The 19,164-nt window shown below is 66.6% G+C and carries 21 protein-coding genes; 12 read left to right on the top strand and 9 right to left on the bottom strand.

Features of this window, described 5'->3' with window-relative positions; translation table 11 throughout:
- The first annotated feature begins 272 nt into the window (after positions 1-272).
- The 3 genes from KVT32_RS27185 (at position 273) to KVT32_RS27175 (ending at position 2,464) form a co-directional block, all read left to right on the top strand.
- Positions 273-440 carry a hypothetical protein gene (locus tag KVT32_RS27185; protein WP_174245455.1) on the top strand — a complete coding sequence of 56 codons (168 nt, stop codon included), beginning with the start codon at positions 273-275 and terminating at the stop codon, positions 438-440.
- Positions 441-471: 31 nt separating this feature from the next.
- Positions 472-1,851, top strand: coding sequence for a YXWGXW repeat-containing protein (locus KVT32_RS27180; protein ID WP_152384222.1), 1,380 nt, complete (start codon positions 472-474; stop codon positions 1,849-1,851).
- Between the two features lie 76 nt (positions 1,852-1,927).
- Complete coding sequence (locus KVT32_RS27175; RefSeq protein WP_217619109.1) at positions 1,928-2,464, top strand: peroxiredoxin; 537 nt, start codon at positions 1,928-1,930, stop codon at positions 2,462-2,464.
- A 77-nt stretch (positions 2,465-2,541) separates the two neighbouring features.
- On the opposite strand, the gene KVT32_RS27170 is transcribed toward KVT32_RS27175, so the two are convergent.
- On the bottom strand, positions 2,542-3,990 hold the full coding sequence (locus tag KVT32_RS27170) for a CoA transferase (RefSeq protein ID WP_062841347.1): 1,449 nt from the start codon (positions 3,988-3,990) through the stop codon (positions 2,542-2,544).
- Positions 3,991-4,297: 307 nt separating this feature from the next.
- Here KVT32_RS27170 and phrB point away from each other — a divergent pair, with 307 nt between their 5' ends.
- Both phrB and KVT32_RS27160 read left to right on the top strand, forming a co-directional pair.
- Positions 4,298-5,716 carry a deoxyribodipyrimidine photo-lyase gene (gene phrB / locus KVT32_RS27165; protein WP_152384221.1) on the top strand — a complete coding sequence of 473 codons (1,419 nt, stop codon included), beginning with the start codon at positions 4,298-4,300 and terminating at the stop codon, positions 5,714-5,716.
- 92 nt (positions 5,717-5,808) lie between these two features.
- On the top strand, positions 5,809-7,479 hold the full coding sequence (locus tag KVT32_RS27160; protein WP_152384220.1) for a PAS domain-containing methyl-accepting chemotaxis protein: 1,671 nt from the start codon (positions 5,809-5,811) through the stop codon (positions 7,477-7,479).
- Here the strand turns inward: KVT32_RS27160 and KVT32_RS27155 are convergent.
- Positions 7,442-7,774 carry a tetratricopeptide repeat protein gene (locus KVT32_RS27155; protein ID WP_128828181.1) on the bottom strand — a complete coding sequence of 111 codons (333 nt, stop codon included), beginning with the start codon at positions 7,772-7,774 and terminating at the stop codon, positions 7,442-7,444. The genes KVT32_RS27160 and KVT32_RS27155 overlap by 38 nt on opposite strands.
- A 161-nt stretch (positions 7,775-7,935) precedes the next feature.
- Here KVT32_RS27155 and KVT32_RS27150 point away from each other — a divergent pair, with 161 nt between their 5' ends.
- Positions 7,936-8,427 carry a glutathione peroxidase gene (locus KVT32_RS27150; RefSeq protein WP_062841350.1) on the top strand — a complete coding sequence of 164 codons (492 nt, stop codon included), beginning with the start codon at positions 7,936-7,938 and terminating at the stop codon, positions 8,425-8,427.
- Here the strand turns inward: KVT32_RS27150 and KVT32_RS27145 are convergent.
- Entirely contained in the window at positions 8,424-8,891 is a 468-nt protein-coding gene (locus KVT32_RS27145; RefSeq protein ID WP_152384219.1) for an Lrp/AsnC family transcriptional regulator, read from the bottom strand. The genes KVT32_RS27150 and KVT32_RS27145 overlap by 4 nt on opposite strands.
- Before the next feature lie 122 nt (positions 8,892-9,013).
- Here KVT32_RS27145 and KVT32_RS27140 point away from each other — a divergent pair, with 122 nt between their 5' ends.
- The 6 genes from KVT32_RS27140 (at position 9,014) to KVT32_RS27115 (ending at position 13,175) form a co-directional block, all read left to right on the top strand.
- Positions 9,014-9,919 (top strand): DMT family transporter, encoded by a 906-nt coding sequence (locus KVT32_RS27140; protein WP_152384218.1) that lies wholly within the window; start codon positions 9,014-9,016, stop codon positions 9,917-9,919.
- Positions 9,920-10,057: 138 nt separating this feature from the next.
- A complete protein-coding gene (locus KVT32_RS27135; protein WP_062841352.1) occupies positions 10,058-10,759 on the top strand; it encodes a glutathione S-transferase N-terminal domain-containing protein in 702 nt (233 codons plus the stop codon).
- A gap of 17 nt (positions 10,760-10,776) precedes the next feature.
- On the top strand, positions 10,777-11,241 hold the full coding sequence (locus KVT32_RS27130; RefSeq protein ID WP_152384217.1) for a GNAT family N-acetyltransferase: 465 nt from the start codon (positions 10,777-10,779) through the stop codon (positions 11,239-11,241).
- Between the two features lie 36 nt (positions 11,242-11,277).
- The gene (locus tag KVT32_RS27125; protein WP_056318682.1) at positions 11,278-11,553 is read left to right on the top strand and encodes a lipoate protein ligase C-terminal domain-containing protein; all 276 of its coding nucleotides are present in this window, start codon (positions 11,278-11,280) and stop codon (positions 11,551-11,553) included.
- Positions 11,550-12,326, top strand: coding sequence for a biotin/lipoate A/B protein ligase family protein (locus tag KVT32_RS27120; RefSeq protein WP_152384216.1), 777 nt, complete (start codon positions 11,550-11,552; stop codon positions 12,324-12,326). Before KVT32_RS27125 ends, KVT32_RS27120 begins: the two co-directional genes overlap by 4 nt.
- A 30-nt stretch (positions 12,327-12,356) precedes the next feature.
- Positions 12,357-13,175, top strand: coding sequence for an RsiV family protein (locus KVT32_RS27115; RefSeq protein ID WP_152384215.1), 819 nt, complete (start codon positions 12,357-12,359; stop codon positions 13,173-13,175).
- A gap of 135 nt (positions 13,176-13,310) precedes the next feature.
- On the opposite strand, the gene KVT32_RS27110 is transcribed toward KVT32_RS27115, so the two are convergent.
- From KVT32_RS27110 to KVT32_RS27085, 6 genes are all read right to left on the bottom strand, one after another.
- Complete coding sequence (locus KVT32_RS27110) at positions 13,311-14,600, bottom strand: Glu/Leu/Phe/Val dehydrogenase (RefSeq protein ID WP_152384214.1); 1,290 nt, start codon at positions 14,598-14,600, stop codon at positions 13,311-13,313.
- A gap of 323 nt (positions 14,601-14,923) precedes the next feature.
- Positions 14,924-15,871 (bottom strand): formimidoylglutamase, encoded by a 948-nt coding sequence (gene hutG / locus KVT32_RS27105; protein ID WP_152384213.1) that lies wholly within the window; start codon positions 15,869-15,871, stop codon positions 14,924-14,926.
- Positions 15,868-16,656: an amino acid ABC transporter ATP-binding protein gene (locus KVT32_RS27100; RefSeq protein WP_056316871.1), complete on the bottom strand. Its 789-nt coding sequence runs from the start codon at positions 16,654-16,656 to the stop codon at positions 15,868-15,870. Before KVT32_RS27100 ends, hutG begins: the two co-directional genes overlap by 4 nt.
- A complete protein-coding gene (locus KVT32_RS27095) occupies positions 16,653-17,321 on the bottom strand; it encodes an amino acid ABC transporter permease (protein WP_056316867.1) in 669 nt (222 codons plus the stop codon). Before KVT32_RS27095 ends, KVT32_RS27100 begins: the two co-directional genes overlap by 4 nt.
- Positions 17,318-18,061 carry a transporter substrate-binding domain-containing protein gene (locus KVT32_RS27090; protein WP_056316864.1) on the bottom strand — a complete coding sequence of 248 codons (744 nt, stop codon included), beginning with the start codon at positions 18,059-18,061 and terminating at the stop codon, positions 17,318-17,320. Before KVT32_RS27090 ends, KVT32_RS27095 begins: the two co-directional genes overlap by 4 nt.
- 55 nt (positions 18,062-18,116) lie before the next feature.
- The gene (locus KVT32_RS27085; protein WP_142055671.1) at positions 18,117-18,857 is read right to left on the bottom strand and encodes an IclR family transcriptional regulator; all 741 of its coding nucleotides are present in this window, start codon (positions 18,855-18,857) and stop codon (positions 18,117-18,119) included.
- Between the last annotated feature and the right edge of the window lie 307 nt (positions 18,858-19,164).

Genomic DNA, 19,164 nt, shown 5'->3' with positions numbered 1-19,164 from the left:
TCCGAATAGATTTGAGCAAAGCCCAATTTACGCCAACACAAACCCGCTTGCAAAAATCGGGCTGACCATAGATTTTTTTTGCGACGACTATGACGCGTTTACGGGGACATTGATACGAACGTCATCGACCGTCACGCAGGCGCAAACATCCGTCACGCGAAAGCTGTTTCGGAACCATTACAGTCCCCGAACTTGGTCCCGCCGGCATGGCCTAATTTGCATGCGCGCAGTGAAGGCGTATTTCGCGCCTTGCGCCAGGCGGGAGCCGGATGATGAAAAAGACTTTGTTGTTGATGGTGGCGATGACAAGCGCCCTGAGCGGCTGTGTGGTCGTCCCGGCGCGGCCGGCTTACTACCGGCCCGCGCCGGTCTACGCCACGCCGCATTATTACTACTACCCGGCGTACCCCGCCCCGCATTATTACTATCGCGGCTATTGAACATCGGATCTGCTGCGCCAAGGACATTCTCATGAGCCCTTCCTTCCAGATTGCCCGCTTGCGGCCGCTGGCCACCGCGGCCCTGCTGGCAGTTACCGCCACCGCCCCCGCGCTGGCCGCCGCGCAGAACGTCTACTCCACGCAGCAGGTGCCGGTTCCGTCTGCGTATCAACAACCCGCATACGACGAGGGCGATCCCGCCAACGCGAATCTGGCGCTCGTTGACCGCAGTCCCGAGCCGCCGCCGCCCCTGCCGGTCTACGTGCAGCCCCCCGCCCCCGCGGACGGCTATCTGTGGGTGCCCGGCTACTGGAGCCTCAACCGTTACGGCTTTTTCTGGGTGCCCGGCGCCTGGGTGCTGGCGCCGTATCAGGGCGCTCTCTGGACCCCGGGGTACTGGGGCTTTTCCAATGGCGTTTACCTCTGGAACCCGGGCTATTGGGGGCCGCACGTGGGTTTCTACGGCGGCATCAACTACGGCTTCGGCTATACGGGCCTGGGTTATGTGGGCGGTTATTGGAAACGCGACCGCTTCTACTACAACCGGTCCGTCACGAACGTGAACATCACCCGCGTGACGAACGTCTACAACCGGAACATCGTCGTCAATAACGTGGACAACCGCCGGGTCAGCTACCACGGCGGGCCGCAAGGCGTGCGCCGCAATGCAGACCCGCGCGAGCTGGCCGCGCGCAATGACCGCCACGCCGGCCCCACCGAGGCGCAGCGCGCCTACGTGCGCGATGCGGGCGGCAACCGCGCCCAATTCTATGAACACAACAAAGGCAAGCCGCCCCAGGCGTATGTGGATCACCCGAACAACGGCAGGCCCGGCCGGGACGCCCGCCCGCAGGGCAACAACCCGTCCGTGCCGCCCGGCGCGCAGCTCGCCGACGATCGTGGACGCGACGGCCGCCCCGGCCCGCGCCCGCGCGACCCGGCCGAGCAGCAGGACCGCCAGCAGCAGGTCCGCGACCAGCAGGCGCGCGATCAGTTGAGAAACGATCAGCAGCGCCAACAGCAGGCTCGCGAACAGCAAAGCCGTGACCAGCAGTTGCGCGACCGGCAGCAGAACGACGCGCAAGCCCAGCAGCAGTTGCGCCAGCAGCAGATGCGTGACCAGCAGGCACGCCAGCAGCAGCAACGCGATCAGCAGAACCAGCAGGACCTGCGCGAACGCCGGCAACAGGATCAACAGGCCCGCCAGCAGCGGGAACGCGACGACCAGGCGCGCCAAATGGCGCGTGACCGTCAGGAGCACGAACAACAGGCGCGCCAGAACCGCCAACAACAGCAACAGCAGCAGCAACAGCAACAACAGCAGCAGCGGGAACAGCAGCAGTCACGCCAGCAGCAGCAACGCGACCAGCCGCGCGGCAACAATGGCCGCGGCGGGCCTGACGGCGGCTGAACTGGACCCGTGCGCGCCGCGCCGCTACAGTAGACAGCTTGCCGCGGCGTTTCCGCGGCTCCAACGGGAGACACCCATGAAGCGCCTTGCCCCCTGGTTCCTCGTATGCGGCCTGATGGCCGGCACGCCGGCCCTCGCCGCGCTGCCGGTGGGCGCCGCCGCGCCGGACTTCAGCGTGCCGGCCTCGCTGGGCGGCAACGAATACACCTTCAAGCTGAAGGAAGCGCTCAAGCAAGGTCCGGTGGTGCTGTATTTCTTCCCAGCGGCATTCACGCAGGGCTGCACCATCGAAGCCCACAACTTTGCGGAGGCCACGGACGAATACAAATCGCTGGGCGCCACGGTCATCGGCGTCTCGACCGACAACATCGACACGCTCAAGAAGTTTTCCGTCAGCGAGTGCCGCAACAAATTCGCCGTCGCGGCCGATGGCGACGGCAAAGTCATGAAGGCGTACGATGCCGTGCATGACAAGCGGCCGGAATATGCGCGGCGCGTGTCCTACGTGATCTCGCCCGAAGGCAAGATCCTGTACGAATACACGAACATGAGCCCCGAGTCGCACGTGGCAAACACGATGCGCGCGCTGCGGGAATGGAAGGCCAGGCAGTAACGCCCTGGTGAGATACCAGCGTCCACAATAAGGCGCGGTCGTAAACGTACTGCTTTACGCACCGCGCCTGTCGAAGATCAGTTGAACGGCCAGACCGTCGGGTGCGTGCCGGGCGGACTGGACGGCCGGATCCAGCGCGCCGGGGTCTCCGAGAAGCGCGCCGCATGGCGCACCGCGACCAGCTCGCCAAAGCCTGATGGCGACGTCTCCATCAGGCCGTCAAAGCCCGGCATGGGACAGTCCAGCCCGCCGTCCACCCGCCCCAATCCGCGCAGCCAGTGCGCCGTCTGAGCGAGCGACACGCGCACGTGCCAGCTGCCGCCTTCGGTTGCCTGGCGCGCCAGCGCCACCTGCGCGCCAAACGCCATCAGGTAACCCGACGCGTGATCCAGGATCTGCATCGGCAACGCCTTGGGCGCCTCCTGACCGGCAGCCAACGCTTCCGCGTGGTTAAAGCCCGTGGCCGTCTGGACCAAGGAGTCGAACCCGCGCCGGTTCGCCCACGGGCCCGTCGTGCCGTACGCAGACAAAGACACATAGACAATGCCCGGACGGATGCGTGCCGCGTCCTGCGGGCCGAATCCCAGTGCGGACATGCCGCCAGGCCGATAGCCCTGCACAAAGATATGCGCGCTGCGCAGCAGGTTGCCGAGCGCGATGCGGCCATCTGCCGTGTCCAGGTCCGCCAGCACGGACAGCTTGCCGCGGCTGGTGTCGATGATGTTGTCGATATTGGGCAGTTGCGGGCTGTTGACCAGCATGACGTCGGCGCCATAGGCGGCCAGCGCGCGGCCGCACACCGGCCCGGCGATGATGCGCGTCAGGTCCAGCACGCGGATGTCCTGCAGCGGCCGCGCATTCTGCGCGTACTTCGGCAGCGGACGCGGATCGGCTTCACCGATGCGTTCGATGGTCAGCAGCGGTTGCGCGGCGACAGCCTGCCCCTGCGGATGGCGGTCCCATTCCTCAAACGAGCGCATTGCAGACACGACCATGCCGGCATCGGCCGCCACCTGCTCGAAATCCAGCGCCTTCCAGCGGCTCAGCGCGCGTTCCACGGCTTCGCGCGTGGCGCCGTCCCCGGTCGGGCAGCCCAGCAAGGCCAGCGCCCCGTCACGGTGATGCGCGAAGTTGGCGTGAATGCGCACCCAGCCGCCATCGCCGCAGCGATAGACGCCGGTGATGGGATCCCACGGATTGGGCGTGACGCCATTGATGGTGTAGTGGCTGCGGCACTCCTGCGCCGCATGCAGCATGTCCACGCTGACCTGCTGCCGGGCGCCGCCGCGCAGGTGCCAGACCTCCGCGGCAGCCAGGGCCGCGGCAGCCATGCTGGTCTGCGCGGCCGTGCCGACGGCAAATGAGGAAGGGACGACAGGGTCTGCGCCGGTCAGCACGACGTGCTCAAGCGACGCGTCCGGTAAATCGACCGAACGCCAGAGCTTCTGCAAGACATCGCGGGACGTCTTGCCGGCGGGTGTACGTCCCTTCAGAAAGGACGGGCGGAGGTCCATCAGATTTCCCATAGCGTTTGCCTGCTTTAGTCGTTTACTTGCATTACATGGCGGCGTCCACACGTGCGTCAATACACGCAACGCGCCAGCGTGTTTCATGGTTTGACGGGCAATGCGGGGCGTTTTGGCGTTCGGGCGCCATCTGGCCCCTGCCCCTGCCAACCAGCCGCCGCAACGGGTTGCAGTGCAACACCGGTCACATCTCCTCGTAGTTTTTACATCGTCTTCCAGGCGCTTTCGCCCCGGGCCGCGCGCGTGCTCGGGATAGAATCGCAGCCTCGCCGGCGCGCCGCCCGGCCCCTGTCCCTGGAGCCTCCCCATGAACACGCTGCTCTGGCTGCGCACCGACCTGCGCATGCACGACAACGCCGCGCTGGCCGCGGCGGCCGAGGCCGGCACGGTCACCGCGCTTTTCCTGGCCGCGCCCGGACAATGGCGCCAGCATGGCGACGCCCCGGCCAAGGTGGATTTCTGGCTGCGCAACCTGCGCGAGCTGTCCCAGGACCTGGGACAGGCCGGCATTCCGCTCAAGCTGCTGACCGTTGACGACTGGCGCGACGCACCGCGGGCCGTGGCCGCGTTCTGCCAGGAACACGCCATCGAAGCGGTCCACGTCAACGCCGAGTGGGGCGTCAACGAACGCCGCCGGGACGACGCCGTCGCGGCCGCGCTGGCCGACATCGGCATCGAGTGGACGGTGCACCACGGCGCGACGCTGCTGCGCCCCGGCACCGTGCTGACCGGCAAGGGCGATTGCTATCGCGTCTACACGCCCTATGCCCGCACCTGCCGCGAGCGCCTGCGCAGCGCGCCGGTTCGGCCCATTCCCGCGCCCCGCGCCCAGACGCCGCCGCGCTGGAAGTCCGATCCGCTGCCGGACTCGTTCGACGGGTTCGACGCGCCCAGCGACGCCGTCCGGGCGCTCTGGCCCGCCGGAGAAGCTGCCGCCAGCGACCGGCTGGCCGCCTTTGCCGACGAGGCGATCTTCGCCTACAAGGACGAGCGCGATTTCCCCTCGCTGCCCGCCACCAGTTGCCTGTCGCCTTACTTTGCCGCGGGCGTCCTGTCTCCCGGCCAGGCGCTGCGCGCCGCGCTGGCGGCCAACCAGGGCGAGATCGACAGCGGCAAGGCCGGCGCCGCCACGTGGATCAACGAACTGCTGTGGCGCGAGTTCTACCTGCACCTGCTGGCGGCCTACCCCGCCCTGTCCATGCACCAGCCCATGAAGCCGGAGACGGCGGCCGTGCCCTGGCGCGACGCGCCCGACGACCTGGCAGCCTGGCAGCAGGGCAAGACCGGCATCCCCATCGTGGACGCCGCCATGCGCCAGTTGCAGGCGCTGGGCTGGATGCACAACCGGCTGCGCATGGTGACGGCGATGTTCCTGTCCAAGAACCTGCTCATCGACTGGCGTCTGGGCGAGGCCTGGTTCATGTCGCAGCTTGTGGACGGCGACCTGGCCGCCAACAACGGCGGCTGGCAATGGAGCGCCTCCACGGGCGCCGACGCGGTGCCCTACTTCCGCGTCTTCAATCCGCTGTCGCAGTCCCGCAAATTCGACCCGCGCGGCGTGTTTTTGCGCGAATGGCTGCCTGAACTGGCGCATCTGGACGACAAGGCCATCCACGATCCCAATCCCATGGAACGGTCCGCCGCGGGCTATCCGGAACCGATCGTGGATCTGGCGCAAAGCCGGCTGCGGGCGCTTGAAGCCTTTGGCAACCTGCCCGCCGCGTAAGCGCGTCGACCTGTGGCGGCGTTGACGTACATCAACGCCGCCGCCGCGCCCGTCCCCGATGATGCCCTCGCCCATCACAGGACGAGCGACGCATGCGCAACAACCAGCCGGTCAACGACACGGAATACGTACTCCGCGACGAGCAATACCTGATCTCCCGCACGGACTCGCGGGGCCGGATCATCTACGCCAATCCGGCGTTTGTTCACGCAAGCGGCTTTTCACGCGAGGAACTGGTCGGCGCGCCCCACAACATCGTGCGCCATCCCGACATGCCGCCGGCCGCCTTCGAAGACCTCTGGGGCACCATCCAGCGCGGCGAGTCGTGGACAGGCATGGTCAAGAACCGCCGCAAGGACGGCGGCTTCTATTGGGTGCTGGCCAACGTCACGCCCATCGTGGAACGCGGCACCACCGTCTGTTATGCCTCGGTGCGGGTCAAGCCGACCCGCCAGCAGATCGAAACGGCCGAAGCCGTTTATGCCAGCCTGCGTCTGAGCACGGCGCGCGGCACCCGGCTGTGCGGCGGTCAGGTCAAACCGGCGGGGGTGCGCGGCGTCCTGGCGCGGCTCAAACGCTGGCGCCTGACCGGCGTGCGGTCGCGCCTCCTGGCGTGGGCGGTGCTGTCCGCCTCGCTGTTCATCGGCGCGGCCGGCGCGGCCATCTACGGCATGCACGACCGCCTGAGCAGCAGCGCCCTGGCCGCGGCCGTGGCGCTGACAGCGGGCGGCGTCGCACTGATCTTCGCGTCGGGCTGGGGCTTTGCGCGCGCCATCGCCGGGCTGCTGGGCGCGGCCACCGACTTCACGCGCCAGATCGCCGCGGGCAACCTGAGCACACCGCTGCCCGGCGCCCTGACCGGGGACGAGATCGGCGAACTGAAGTTTTCCCTGGAAGTCATGCGCAAAAGCCTGGTCAGCATCACGCGCGACGTGCACGGCGGCATCGAGAACGCCCTGCAGTCGGCCGCCGACATCGCGGAGGGCAACGCCGACCTCTCGGCCCACACCGAGCGCCAGGCGGCGTCGCTCGAACAGGCGGCGGCCAGCATGGCGCAATTGGCCGTCACCGTGAGGCAAAATGCCGCCAACGCGCAGGATGCCGACGCCATGGCAAACCAGGCCAGCGATCTCGCCCGGCGGGGCGGCAATGTGGTCGACGAGGCCGCGCACGCCATGCAGGGCATCGTCCAAAGCTCGTCCCGCATCGCCGAGGTTGTCGGCATCATCGACGGCATTGCCTTCCAGACCAACATCCTTGCGCTGAATGCCGCCGTCGAGGCCGCGCGCGCCGGCGAGGCGGGCAAGGGATTCGCGGTGGTCGCAAGCGAAGTGCGCAGCCTTGCCCAGAAAAGCGCCACCGCCGCCCGCGAGATCAAGGCGCTGATCGAAAGCTCGGACGCGCGCGTCGGCGAAGGCGTGCGGCACGTCGAGCGGGCCGGCGCCAGCATGCGCGATATCGTGGAATCCGTGCAGAAGGTCACGCGCATCATCAACGAGATTGCCGCCACCTCGACCGACCAGCACGCGGGTATCGACACGGTCAGCCGCAGCATTTCGGAAACCGACAGCGCCGCGCAGGGCAACGCCGCGCGCGTCGAACAGGCCGCCAAGGCGGTTGCCAACCTGCGCACGGATGGCGCCCGCCTGCGCCACGCCATCGAGGTGTTCCGCGTGGCCAGCGCACCGGCTCCGGCCGCGGCACTGCCAGGGAACCCCGAAAGTCTCAGGCGCCCGCGGCCGCTTCCTTGTCCAGGCGCTTGATGAACACCTGCAATTCCTTGACGACCTGCTGATCTCCCCGCGCCTGGGCCGCCGCCAGCCCGGATTCCCAGGCGGCGCGGGCGCCGGGCTTGTCATTCAGCCCGAGGCAGGCCTTGCCCAGCCATTTCCAGGCGACGGAATACGTGGGATCGAAAGCCAGCGCCGCGCGCAGATGGGTGCAGGCCTCGGCAAAGCGTTCCTGCTCGGCGTAGGCCTTGCCAAGTGAAAACCGCAGCAGCAGATTGTCGGTGCCCTTGGCCAGCATCGCCTCTAGTCGCTCGATCATTCCTTCCATGCGGCGGCTCCTTTCTTTCCAGCGTCTTCGGTAAACCGCATCATAGGCCGGGCGCTGCCGCGGTGCCGCAAAGCCCCCACGCGCGTCTGCGGCGCTACACTCCCAAGTCTGCCCCAACGCCCGCGCCGATGCGCGGACGACGCCCGATTCCAGGAGCCCGCATGAGCACAATCCATGATTTCTCCGTCCGCGCCATCGACGGCACGCAGCAGTCCCTAGAGACGTACCGCGGCCGCGTGCTACTGGTGGTGAACGTTGCCTCCAAGTGCGGGTTCACGCCGCAGTATGCCGGTCTGGAAGAACTCTACCGCGCGTTCCACGACGACGGCCTGACCGTGCTCGGTTTTCCGTGTGACCAGTTCGGCCACCAAGAGCCCGGCGACGAGGCCGAGATCCGCAATTTCTGCAGCACCCAGTACGACATCACCTTTCCGCTCTTTGCCAAGATCGATGTCAACGGCCCGAACGCCCACCCGCTTTACCAATGGCTCAAGGGCGAAAAGCCGGGCGTCTTCGGCACCGAAGGCATCAAGTGGAACTTCACCAAGTTCCTGGTCGGGCGCGACGGCCGCGTGATCAAGCGCTACGCGCCCACCGACACGCCGGCCAGCCTGCGCGACGACATCACCGCGGCCCTGTCCGCCCCCGTCTAACGCAGCGGCGGCAGCCGCCGGCGCACCGTGTGCGACTTGACGATGGCGGTGTTGGTTTCGGCAAATTCGGTCACCCGCTCCAGAATGCCGTCCAGGTGCGTGATGGACCGGAGCACCATGCGGGCGATGAAGCAATCATCGCCCGTTACCTTGTCGCACTCCACGAATTCCGGAATCTGCTGGATCAGGCCCTCGACATGGCGCAACTGCCCGGGCAACGGCCGGATGCGCACAACGGCCTCCAGCGAATACCCCAGCGCCACCGGATCCACGTCCAGCGTGTATGCGCGAATTACCCCCGATTCCTCAAGCCGCCGCATGCGGTCGGCCACGCTGGGGGCCGACATGCCCACCTGCCGCGCCAGATCGGCCGTGGTGGTGCGCGCATTGGCCGACAGCATCTCAACGAGACGGCGGTCGATCCCATCCAAAACCGAACTTTCATTTTTTAGGTCGTTCTGCATAAATTCCACCCAAAGCAAGGTTGAATCGCGAAAGTGCCACGGCATGATCATATAAGCGGATGGATCCGCCTGGGATAATTTCTCCATCGAATTCCTGGCCAGATGGCCTTTGGAGAACCATCATGATCCCCTCGACCGAACGCACGGGCCTCGCGCAGATGGCGGCCGCCATGACCCTGTCGGGCACGCTCGGCGTCTTCGTTCTGGAGTCCGGGCAAAGCGCCTGGAACGTCGTTTTCTTTCGCTGCGTGTTTGGCGCCCTGTCGCTCTTTGTGTACTGCTGGGCGCGCGGCCTGCTCAAGCCGGGACTTTTTACCCCGAAAACGCTGGCCCTGGCGCTGGCCGCCGGCGCCGCGCTGGTGCTGAACTGGGTGCTGCTGTTCTCGGCCTATCGGCTGGCGTCCATTTCGCTGGCCACCGCGGTCTACAACGTGCAGCCGTTCTTCCTGATCGGGCTGGGCGTGCTGTTCCTGGGCGAGCGCCCCTCGCGCGGCAAGGTGGCGTGGTCCCTCGTCGCGTTCGCCGGCCTGCTGCTGGTGCTGCGTCTGGGCGATGGCGGCGCGGCGGGCGGCGGCGCCTATCTGACGGGTCTGATGCTGGGCCTGGGCGCAGCCGCGTTGTACGGCATCACCGCCATCATCGTAAAGCGCCTGAAGGGCATCCCCCCGCAGGTGCTGGCGCTGGTGCAGGTGACGCTGGGCGCGGTGATGCTGCTGCCGATGGCCGACTTCAATGCCCTGCCCGCCCAGCCTGTGCAGTGGGGATACCTGGTGGCGCTGGGTCTCATCCACACGTGCCTCATGTACATCCTGATGTACTCGGCCATCCAGAAGCTGCCCACCACGTCCACCGCGGCGCTCAGCTTTATCTATCCGGCCGTGGCCATCCTGCTCGACTTCGTGGTCTACGGCCACCGCATGGACGCCTCGCAGATCGCGGGCGTGGCGCTGATCTTCCTGGCCGCCGCCGCAGTCAGCCTGAACTGGACGTGGCGGCTGCCGCGCAGCCCGCGTCCGGGCGCGGTCTGACCCCAGGGCGCCGGGGCCGCGCGCGGAAACCCGCATCCACCCCCCGGTTATTCAGGCATCCGTCCGGTGTGCGCCGCTATCATGGCCCTTCCATCCGCGGGCGCTTGCCCGCGGCGCCATGACACACAGGACACCCTCATGATCGATCTCTATTACTGGACGACCCCCAACGGCCACAAGATCACGCTGTTCCTCGAAGAAACTGGCCTGCCCTACAAGATCCACCCGGTCAACATCGGCCGCGGCGACCAATTCAAGCCCGAATTCCTGGCCATCGCGCCCAACAACCGCATCCCCGCCATCGTGGACCACGCGCCCGCCGACGGCGGTGCGCCGATCTCGTTGTTTGAATCCGGCGCCATCCTGCAATACCTGGCCGAGAAGACCGGCAAGTTCCTGCCCGCCGACGTGCGCGGGCGCGCCGAAGTGTCGCAGTGGCTCTTCTGGCAGATGGGCGGCCTGGGTCCCATGGCCGGCCAGAACCACCACTTTTCCGGCTACGCGCAGGAACGCATCACCTACGCGATCGAGCGCTACGTCAAGGAAACCAATCGCCTGTACGGCGTGCTGAACAAGCGCCTGGCCGACCGCGAGTTCGTCGCGGGCGACTATTCCATCGCGGACATGGCGGCCTATCCGTGGATCGTGCCGCACGCCAAGCAAAGCCAGGACCTGAACGAATTTCCGCACCTCAAGCGCTGGTTCGAAGCCATCGGCGCGCGTCCGGCGACGCAACGCGCCTACGCGCTGGCCGACACCATCAACACCGCCCCGTCGGTCAACGACGAAGCCTCACGCCGCATCCTGTTCGGCCAGACCGCCCAGAACGTCGCCCGCTGACCGCGAAGGAGCACGCCATGACTGCCCCGCAACGCGTTTTTCGCCGCGCACGCGCGGCCGATCTGCCCGCCATCGTGGCCATGCTGGCCGATGACGACCTGGGCGCAGGCCGCGAGGACGCCTCGGTCCCGCTGAACCCGCGCTACCTTGCCGCCTTCGAGGCCATCGAGCAGGATTCCAACCAATTCCTCGCCGTGGTTGAGCAGGATTCACAACTGGCGGGCTGTTTCCAGTTATCGTTCATACCCGGCCTGTCGCGGCGGGGTATGTGGCGGGGCCAGATCGAAAGCGTGCGCATCGCCTCGGCGTTTCGCGGCGCGGGACTGGGCCACGCCATGTTCGAATGGGCCATCGAGCAATGCCGGATCCAGGGCTGCGAACTGGTCCAGCTCACCACCGACCGCGCGCGCCCCGATGCGCGCCGGTTCTATGAAAGCCTGGGTTTCAAGGCCAGCCATGACGGCATGAAGCTCAGCCTGTAACGTCTGATTCTGATTTGAAAGGAGCGCCCAATGCCTTTGCATGGCGAATACAAAGTCCCCGGCGGCAAGCTGGTCGTCGCGGATCTGGAAGTGCGCGATGGCCGCCTGGCCGACGTGCGCATCAGCGGCGACTTTTTCCTTGAACCGCCCGAGGCGCTGGAAGCCATCAACCGCGGCCTGAACGGCATGCCCGCGGACGCCGGCGAACTGGAGCTGGCGGTTGCCGTGCAATCGGCCCTGCCGGCCGACGCCGAGATGTTCGGATTCTCCGCCGAAGCCATCGCCGTGGTGCTGCGGAGGGCGCTGGCATGAGCCGCACCGACTGGAACGATTACGACTGGCAGCTGATCCACGAAGGCCCGCAGCCGCCCGCGCTGCACATGGCGCTGGACGCCGTCATCACCGACGAAGTCGGCGCCGGCCAGCGCCCGCCCACTCTGCGCATCTGGGAATGGTCCGCGCCGGCCGTCGTGATCGGCCGCTTTCAATCCCTGAAGAACGAAGTCGATCCGGACGGCGCCAAGCGCCACGGCATCGAAGTGGTGCGCCGCGTGAGCGGCGGCGGCGCGATGTTCATCGAGCCGGGCAACTCCATTACGTATTCGCTAAGCGCGCCGCAGGCACTGGTCCACGGCATGAGCTTCCAGGAGTCGTATGCCTTCCTGGACGCCTGGGTGCTGACCGCGCTGCAGGGCCTGGGCATCAAGGCCTGGTATCAGCCGCTCAACGACATCGCCTCCGACATCGGCAAGATCGGCGGCGCGGCGCAGGCTCGCCGCGCCGGCGCCGTGCTGCATCACGTCACCATGTCCTACGATATCGACGCCGACAAGATGGTCGAGGTCCTGCGCATCGGGCGCGAGAAGCTTTCCGACAAGGGTACCACCAGCGCCAAGAAGCGCGTCGATCCGCTACGCACGCAGACCGGGCTGGCACGCGAGGTCATCATCGACCGCATGGTGGAAACTTTTGCCGGGCTGCATCGTCTGACCCCGGGTAGCGTGGGCGCGGAAACGTTGGCGCGCGCACAGGCGCAGGCGGACGAAAAATTCTCCCGCGACGAGTGGACAGGCGTCGTGCCCTGACGGCGCCTTGCGTTTTCTGGAGGTAATTGCATGAATCGCAGCTTCACGCCGGCTGGCGCGATACGCGGTCTGATCCTGGGCGCCGCCCTGCTGGCCCTGGCCGGCTGCGGCAGCACGCCCCCCTCGAACATCACCCTGGCAACGCCCGATGCCTCGTCTTCGGCCACGCCGGAAAAAATGGGCGACCTGTCCACCGAACGCATCAAATGGGCGGCCAGCAAGCCCGGCTGCGAAGGCGACTGCCCGCGCATCGAAATCGACAGTGTGGCGTTTCCGGGCATCCCGAAACTGACCGCGCTGGTGGACCACGTGCTTGCCTACATGACCGGCACCGACGCCAATCGCCGCGGCCCTTACGAGACGCTGTCGGAATACACGCAGTATTTCTGGTCCACGGCGCGCCCGCGCGACGCCACCTACTTCAAGGCCAGCGTGAAGGACACGGTGGGCGATATCGTCGCCGTCGAACTGCACACGGAACAGTACCTGACCGGCGCCGCGCACGGCATCCCGGCCACCCAGTACCTGAACTGGGAACGCAGCCGCGGCCGCGTCATGAGCCTGGACGAAGCGCTGATCCCGGGACGCCGCGCCGAATACGTCGCCGCGTTGCAGCGCGCACACGCGAAATGGCTGACGGGCAATCCGGATGCCAAGCGCGACCCGGCTGCCTACAACAAGATGTGGCCCTTCCAGGAAAGCGACAACTTCGCGATCACGCGCGATGGCATCGTGGTCAAGTACGACGCCTACTCGATCGCGCCGTATTCGCACGGCGAGCCGGAACTGACGATTTCGTACCAGGATCTGCGCGGCATCCTGAAGCCGGAACTGCTGCCGGCATCGTGAAGGCACTGCGGGCCTGGGTCTTGACGTGAAAATGCCGGGCATCTGCCCGGCATTTTTCATCACCACAAATAGGAATCGCCCCTTGCGGAGCGATTCCGGCATCGCGCCCGCGAAGGCGCCATGCCGATTCAGTCTTTACGGGTACAGGCCGCGCACCTGGCGGGCCTGCAGGATGCGCGTGCAAGCCACGATGAACGCGGCGGTACGCAGCGTCACCTTGTGCTCGCGCGACACCTGCGCCACCGACGCATAGGCTTCGCGCATCAGGCGCTCGAGGCGCTGGTTGATCTCTTCTTCGCTCCAGAAGAAGCTGGAGAAGTCCTGCACCCACTCGAAGTAGCTGACCGTCACGCCGCCGGCGTTGGCCAGCACGTCGGGCACCACGTACACGCCGTTCTCGGCAAGGATGTCGTCCGCTTCCGGCGTGGTCGGGCCGTTGGCGCCTTCCACGACGATCTTGGCGCGCACCTTGGCGGCGTTGTCGACCGTGATCTGGCTTTCCAGGGCTGCCGGGATCAGGAACTCGGTTTCCAGCGTCCAGAATTCGGCCTTGTCCAGCGCCTGGCCGCCCGAGAAGCCGCCCACGCCGCCGGTTTGCGACACATGCGACAGCAGCTTGTGCACGTCCAGGCCGGCTGGGTTGTGCACGGTGCCGGTGTGGTCCTGCGCGGCGATGACCTTGGCGCCGGCCTCGTGGAACAGGCGGGCGGCGGTGCCGCCCACGTTGCCAAAGCCTTGCACGACAACGCGTGCGCCGGCCACATCGATGTTCCTGTCACGCGCGGCTTCGCACGCCACGACGAACACGCCGCGGCCCGTGGCTTCGACGCGGCCCAGGCTGCCGCCCAGCGCGATCGGCTTGCCCGTGACCACGCCCGTGGCGGTGGCGCCTTCGTTCATGGAGTACGTGTCCATCATCCAGGCCATCGTCTGGGCGTTGGTGTTCACGTCAGGTGCGGGAATGTCCTTGGACGGTCCGATGATGACGCCGATCTCGCTGGTGTAGCGGCGGGTCATGCGTTCGAGTTCCGACGCGGAGAGCTTGCGCGGATCGACACGGATGCCGCCCTTGGCGCCGCCGTACGGCAGGTTGACCGCAGCGTTCTTGACCGACATCCAGGCCGCCAGCGCCATCACCTCGGACAGCGTGACGTCCTGGTGGAAACGCACCCCGCCCTTGCCCGGGCCGCGCGACACGTTGTGCTGCACGCGGTAGCCCTCGAAGTGGGCGATGGTGCCGTTGTCCAGTTCGATCGGCACATCGACGATCAGCGAGCGCTTCGGACGCTTCAGCGTCTCGACCCACCGGCTCAGGGAACCGAGGTACGGCGTGACCCGGTCGACTTGTTGCAGGTAATTACCCCAAGGGCCGAGGTCCTCGGCATTCAGATACGACGGCAAGGCATGGGTGGGAGTTTGAGACATGAGCATGCTCTCCTGACAAAGTTGCGCCATTTTATCCACGAAACCAATACCGTCCCTATTTAAAGTCTAAATTTTTTAAATAGGGACGTATTCATGTTGCGGATACCGAACGGGTCGCAGGCGGGGCCGGAAGCTGCACCTATCCTAAGCCGCGAAACCGGGCGCGTCCAGCCTGCGCGGGACGCCACGGCCGATAAAAAAGGGCGGCCCTCGCAAAGAGGATCCGCCCTGCATCTGCCCCAACTGCCCGGTGTCTGACACCCTGGCGAGACGGTCTTACAGCCTGCACCATCGCAACAAGGGTGTCAGACACCGCTTCCGAATCACGCCGACAACAACTGCCAGGCCAGACGCGCCGCCGCCCGCGCGCCATGGCCGTCGACGTCGAACTTGGGGTTGAATTCCGCCAGGTCGGCCAGCCGCAGCTTGCCGCTCGCTTTGACCCGCAAAACGATTTCCTCGACCACCGCCATCGGCACCCCGTAAGGCGCAGGCGCGGACACCCCCGGCATCACCCCCGCGGGCAGCACGTCCAGGTCGATCGTCAGATACACGTGCTGCGCCTTGGCCAGCAACCCATCCACGTCGGCCAGCCGCGCCTCAAGATGACGCTCCTGCATGTCCCGGTCCTCGACCCACACGGCGCCGATTTCCGCGGCGCGGGCGTACAGGGCGGGCGTATTGGCCAGCCGCGAGACGCCCAGGCACGCGTACTGCAGTTCGCGCCCGCGCGCCTCGCTGTCTGCCGCAATCTGGTCGAACGGCGTCCCAGAACTGCCGGGACGGCCCGTACGCAGATCGAAGTGCGCGTCCAGGTTCAGGACCAGCACGGCGCCGGCGTCGCCGCGCGCATCCAGCCAGCGGGCCAACCCCTGGAAACTGCCCCAGGCGATCTCATGCCCGCCGCCCAGCACGACAGGCCGGGCGCCCCGGCCCATCAGTTCGGCCAGACGCAAGCCCAGGCGCTCCTGTGCGTCCTCCAGCTTGTCGCCGTGGCATTCGACGTCGCCGGCATCCAGCAGGCGCGTCAGACCGTGCGCCGGCAGGCCCGCCAGGTACTTGCGGATACCGGCCGGCCCCGCGGCCGCGCCCACGCGCCCCTGGTTGCGCGCCACGCCCGCATCGCAGGCAAAGCCCAGCAGCACGGCTTCGCCCATTTCGCCCTGCCCCGCTTCGGGCTTGACGATATGCGCCAGCCGGCGGGTGTCGCCCTGCTCGGCGCTGTCGTCGCGCGCCTTCCACACGCTCTTGTCCAGTTGCGATGCGTTCATGCTGCCGCCCCCGGACTCGCGCTCAGCACCGCCTGCAGGAACTCGCGGGTGCGGGCCTCGCGCGGTTGGGTGAAGATCACGTCCGGCGGACCGGACTCCAGGATCACGCCGCCGTCCATCACGGCCACCACATCGGCCACGTCGCGCGCAAAGCCCATTTCGTGGGTCACGACCATCATGGTCATGCCTTCGCGGGCCAAGAGCTTCATGACCTGCAGCACTTCGCCCACCAATTCCGGGTCCAGCGCCGAGGTCGGCTCGTCGAACAGCATGACCTGCGGCTGCATGGCGAGCGCGCGTGCGATGGCCACACGCTGCTTCTGGCCGCCCGACAGGCTGGCGGGCATGGCCGCCATTTTCTGCGACAGGCCCACCTTGTTGAGAAGGTCCGCGGCCAGCCCATTGGCCTCTTCGCGGCCCATGCCGAGCAGCGTGCGCGGGCCGACCGTCACGTTGTCCAGCACCGACAGGTGCGGGAACAGATTGAAGCCCTGGAACACCATGCCCACCTGCGTGCGCAACGCGTTCAGCTCGGCCTCCGGCAACAGCGCGCCGTTGTCCTGCAACGTCTGGCCGCAGATGTCCACGGTGCCGCGCTGCGCCACCTCAAGGCCGTTGCAGCAACGCAGCAAGGTGCTCTTGCCCGACCCGCTGGGTCCGATGACCACGACCACTTGCGACTTCAGCACATCGAAGTCGATGCCGCGCAGGACGGCGTGATCGCCGTAGGATTTATGCAGGCCGCGGATGCGGATCATTTCCTGCCCTTCGATGACGAGGCTCATTGCACCATTCCTCCAGCGCGCAGGTGATGTTCGATCTTGCGCAAAATCACCATGGCGATCGTGGTCAGGGCCAGATAGATCAATGCCACCACCAGGTAGGTTTCCAGCGAGCGGTAAGACACGCTGATGATCTTCTGCCCTTCGTGCATCAGATCGTGAATGGTCAACAGCGACACCAGCGCGGAGTTCTTGATCAGTGCGATGAACTCGTTGCCCAGCGGCGGGATCATGCGCACCACTGCCTGCGGCAGGATGATGATGCGCATGGCCTGGCCGGACGACATGCCCAGCGAACGCGCCGCCTCCGTCTGGCCGCGATCCACCGACTGGATCGCGCCCCGCACGATTTCCGACACGTAGGCCCCGGAGTACATGCCCAGCCCCAGCACGCCGCAGGCGAACGCCGGCAGCGTCACGCCGAACTGAGGCAGCCCGAAGAACCAGATGAAAAGCTGCACCAGCAGCGGCGTGCCCCGAAAAAACAGCAGATAGGTGCTGCACAGGTGATAAATGACGCGGCGCTGCGGGTTGAGCCGGCCGATACCGACCAGCAGCCCCATCACGCAGCCCAGCAGCAAGGCGCCGGCGGTCACCTCGATGGTGACCACCGCGCCCCGCAAGAGCGCGTCGAAGTCGGCGAAGACGGGAGAAAAATCCAGGTTCATTTCGCGGGCGCCTCGAACCACTTGTTGACGATGGCCTGGTAGCTGCCATCAGCCTTCAACTTCTGCAGCGCGGCGTTCAGGTCGCGCGTGAGCTCAGGCTTGTTCTTGGGCACGGCGATGCCGTAGTCCTCGGTCGTGATCTGCTCGTTCAGCACGGTCAGGCCATTGGTGCTTTGCGCGAACAGCTTGGCGGCGGGCTTGCCCGTCACCGCGGCATCGGCGCGGCCGATCTGCACCAGGTTGAACATCTCCTGGTTCTTTTCGACTTCCACGCGCTGGACCTTGGGGAAATGCTCCTTCAGGTAGTTCACCGACTTCGTGCCGACCTGCACCGACACCTTGCGGCCTTCCAGGTCCTTGAGCGTCTTGATGGGACCGTCGGCCTTGGTCAGGACCACCAGACCGCCCGCGTAGTACGGGTCGGTGAAGTCGACGACCTTGCTGCGCTCGGGCGTGATGTAGATGGCGGACACCGCGATGTCGGCGCGGCCGGCTTGCAGCGCGGGAATCAGGCCCTTGAAGTCGATGTCGATCCACTCGACCTTCTTGCCCATCGCGCCGGCCAGCGCCTCGACCAGTTCGATGTCAAAGCCGGTGCGCTTGCCGTCCTTGACGAATTCCATCGGCGGGAAGGTGGCGTCGGTGACGGCGCGGATCGTTTCCTGGGCGTGCGCGGCGCCAGCGGCGCAGGCGAGGCTCAGGGACAGAGCGGCGGACAGCAGAGTGCGGCGATTCATCATGGTGGGTCCTATGGAAGTGGGTACGACGGGAGATAAGAGGGTGTGCAATGCAGCGTCAGGCGGCCTTCAGGCGTTCGGAGATGCGGCGGGCGGCTGCCAAGGTCATGTCGATCAGCGCGTCGGGATGCTGCGCAGCGCGGGTGGACGGCGCCATCAGCGTGATCGAGGCCACGGCCTGGTTGGGCCGCTGGAAGATCGGCACGCTAACGCCCCAGACGCCGGCGTCGACTTCGCTGTCGGTCACGGCATAGCCCTGGTCGCGAATGGCCTCCAGCTCGCTCGCCAGCCGGTCGGCATCCACGGCGGCCTCGTTGGCCAGGTAGGCAAGCGCTGCCTGCAGCCGGGCCTGCGGCATGAACGCCAGCAGCGACTTGGCCGACGCGCCCCGCGCCAGCGGCAGTCCGCGGCCCTTGGTGAACGAGCAGCGCAGCGGATGCTGGCTTTCCACCATGTCCAGGCACACAGCCTGGTCCTTCACGGCGACGAGCAGTCCGATGGTTTCGCCGGACGATGCGGCAAGCGCAGCCATGTCGGGCTGCGCCTCATGAATCAGGAAAGACGACTGGTCAAAGCCCCATGCAAGCTGCACGCACAGCGGCCCGGGTCCGTACTCGCCGTCGTGTTCGGCGACGAATCCCCAGCGCTTGAGGAGCGCAATCTGCCGGTACAGCGTGCTTTGCGCCAGGCCCGTCTTGTCGGCCAGCGCGGCAATGCTGAGCGGGCCGTCGTGCCGGGCCAAGGTGGCCAGCACATACAGGACGCGATCCGCGCCCGCCCCGACAGACGTTTCCGACATAACGACTCAACTCCCAGCAATATGGACGCGAGATTATCAATTTGTGGCTGTTTCGCTTCTATTTTTTCCCATCCAATGAGAATCACAAGGGAAAACCCCGAAATCCGGACGCAAAAAAACCCGCCGGGAGGCGGGTTTCGTGCATTGGCGGCGTCTGCGGCGGTTGGGTCAGACCGCGGGGCAGATCACGGACGAGACCGAGGATCAGGGCGCAGGCGGCTTCTCGTAATCCGACAGCCCGACGCCGGAGACACCCTTAACACCGCCGCCAGTTGCCGGCGCGGCGGCGGCCGGCGCGGCGGCGGCC

The sequence above is a fragment of the Achromobacter sp. GbtcB20 genome (genome assembly GCF_019091095.1).
In the GTDB taxonomy this organism is placed as follows: Bacteria; Pseudomonadota; Gammaproteobacteria; order Burkholderiales; family Burkholderiaceae_B; genus Achromobacter; species Achromobacter mucicolens.
Note: the sequence above shows the minus strand (reverse complement) of the source record. Positions and strands in the feature narration are given on the sequence as shown.

What these genes read in the sequence shown, in the direction of transcription:
- KVT32_RS27175 (WP_217619109.1), top strand. Translation starts at nt 1,928, where the DNA reads ATGAAGCGCCTTGCCCCCTGGTTCCTCGTATGCGGCCTGATGGCCGGC.
- KVT32_RS27155 (WP_128828181.1), bottom strand. Translation starts at nt 7,774, where the DNA reads ATGGAAGGAATGATCGAGCGACTAGAGGCGATGCTGGCCAAGGGCACC.
- KVT32_RS27095 (WP_056316867.1), bottom strand. Translation starts at nt 17,321, where the DNA reads ATGAACCTGGATTTTTCTCCCGTCTTCGCCGACTTCGACGCGCTCTTG.
- KVT32_RS27185 (WP_174245455.1), top strand. Translation starts at nt 273, where the DNA reads ATGAAAAAGACTTTGTTGTTGATGGTGGCGATGACAAGCGCCCTGAGC.
- KVT32_RS27115 (WP_152384215.1), top strand. Translation starts at nt 12,357, where the DNA reads ATGAATCGCAGCTTCACGCCGGCTGGCGCGATACGCGGTCTGATCCTG.
- KVT32_RS27145 (WP_152384219.1), bottom strand. Translation starts at nt 8,891, where the DNA reads ATGCAGAACGACCTAAAAAATGAAAGTTCGGTTTTGGATGGGATCGAC.
- KVT32_RS27110 (WP_152384214.1), bottom strand. Translation starts at nt 14,600, where the DNA reads ATGTCTCAAACTCCCACCCATGCCTTGCCGTCGTATCTGAATGCCGAG.
- KVT32_RS27120 (WP_152384216.1), top strand. Translation starts at nt 11,550, where the DNA reads ATGAGCCGCACCGACTGGAACGATTACGACTGGCAGCTGATCCACGAA.
- KVT32_RS27135 (WP_062841352.1), top strand. Translation starts at nt 10,058, where the DNA reads ATGATCGATCTCTATTACTGGACGACCCCCAACGGCCACAAGATCACG.
- KVT32_RS27085 (WP_142055671.1), bottom strand. Translation starts at nt 18,857, where the DNA reads ATGTCGGAAACGTCTGTCGGGGCGGGCGCGGATCGCGTCCTGTATGTG.
- KVT32_RS27150 (WP_062841350.1), top strand. Translation starts at nt 7,936, where the DNA reads ATGAGCACAATCCATGATTTCTCCGTCCGCGCCATCGACGGCACGCAG.
- KVT32_RS27180 (WP_152384222.1), top strand. Translation starts at nt 472, where the DNA reads ATGAGCCCTTCCTTCCAGATTGCCCGCTTGCGGCCGCTGGCCACCGCG.
- phrB (WP_152384221.1), top strand. Translation starts at nt 4,298, where the DNA reads ATGAACACGCTGCTCTGGCTGCGCACCGACCTGCGCATGCACGACAAC.
- KVT32_RS27090 (WP_056316864.1), bottom strand. Translation starts at nt 18,061, where the DNA reads ATGATGAATCGCCGCACTCTGCTGTCCGCCGCTCTGTCCCTGAGCCTC.
- hutG (WP_152384213.1), bottom strand. Translation starts at nt 15,871, where the DNA reads ATGAACGCATCGCAACTGGACAAGAGCGTGTGGAAGGCGCGCGACGAC.
- KVT32_RS27130 (WP_152384217.1), top strand. Translation starts at nt 10,777, where the DNA reads ATGACTGCCCCGCAACGCGTTTTTCGCCGCGCACGCGCGGCCGATCTG.
- KVT32_RS27170 (WP_062841347.1), bottom strand. Translation starts at nt 3,990, where the DNA reads ATGGGAAATCTGATGGACCTCCGCCCGTCCTTTCTGAAGGGACGTACA.
- KVT32_RS27160 (WP_152384220.1), top strand. Translation starts at nt 5,809, where the DNA reads ATGCGCAACAACCAGCCGGTCAACGACACGGAATACGTACTCCGCGAC.
- KVT32_RS27140 (WP_152384218.1), top strand. Translation starts at nt 9,014, where the DNA reads ATGATCCCCTCGACCGAACGCACGGGCCTCGCGCAGATGGCGGCCGCC.
- KVT32_RS27100 (WP_056316871.1), bottom strand. Translation starts at nt 16,656, where the DNA reads ATGAGCCTCGTCATCGAAGGGCAGGAAATGATCCGCATCCGCGGCCTG.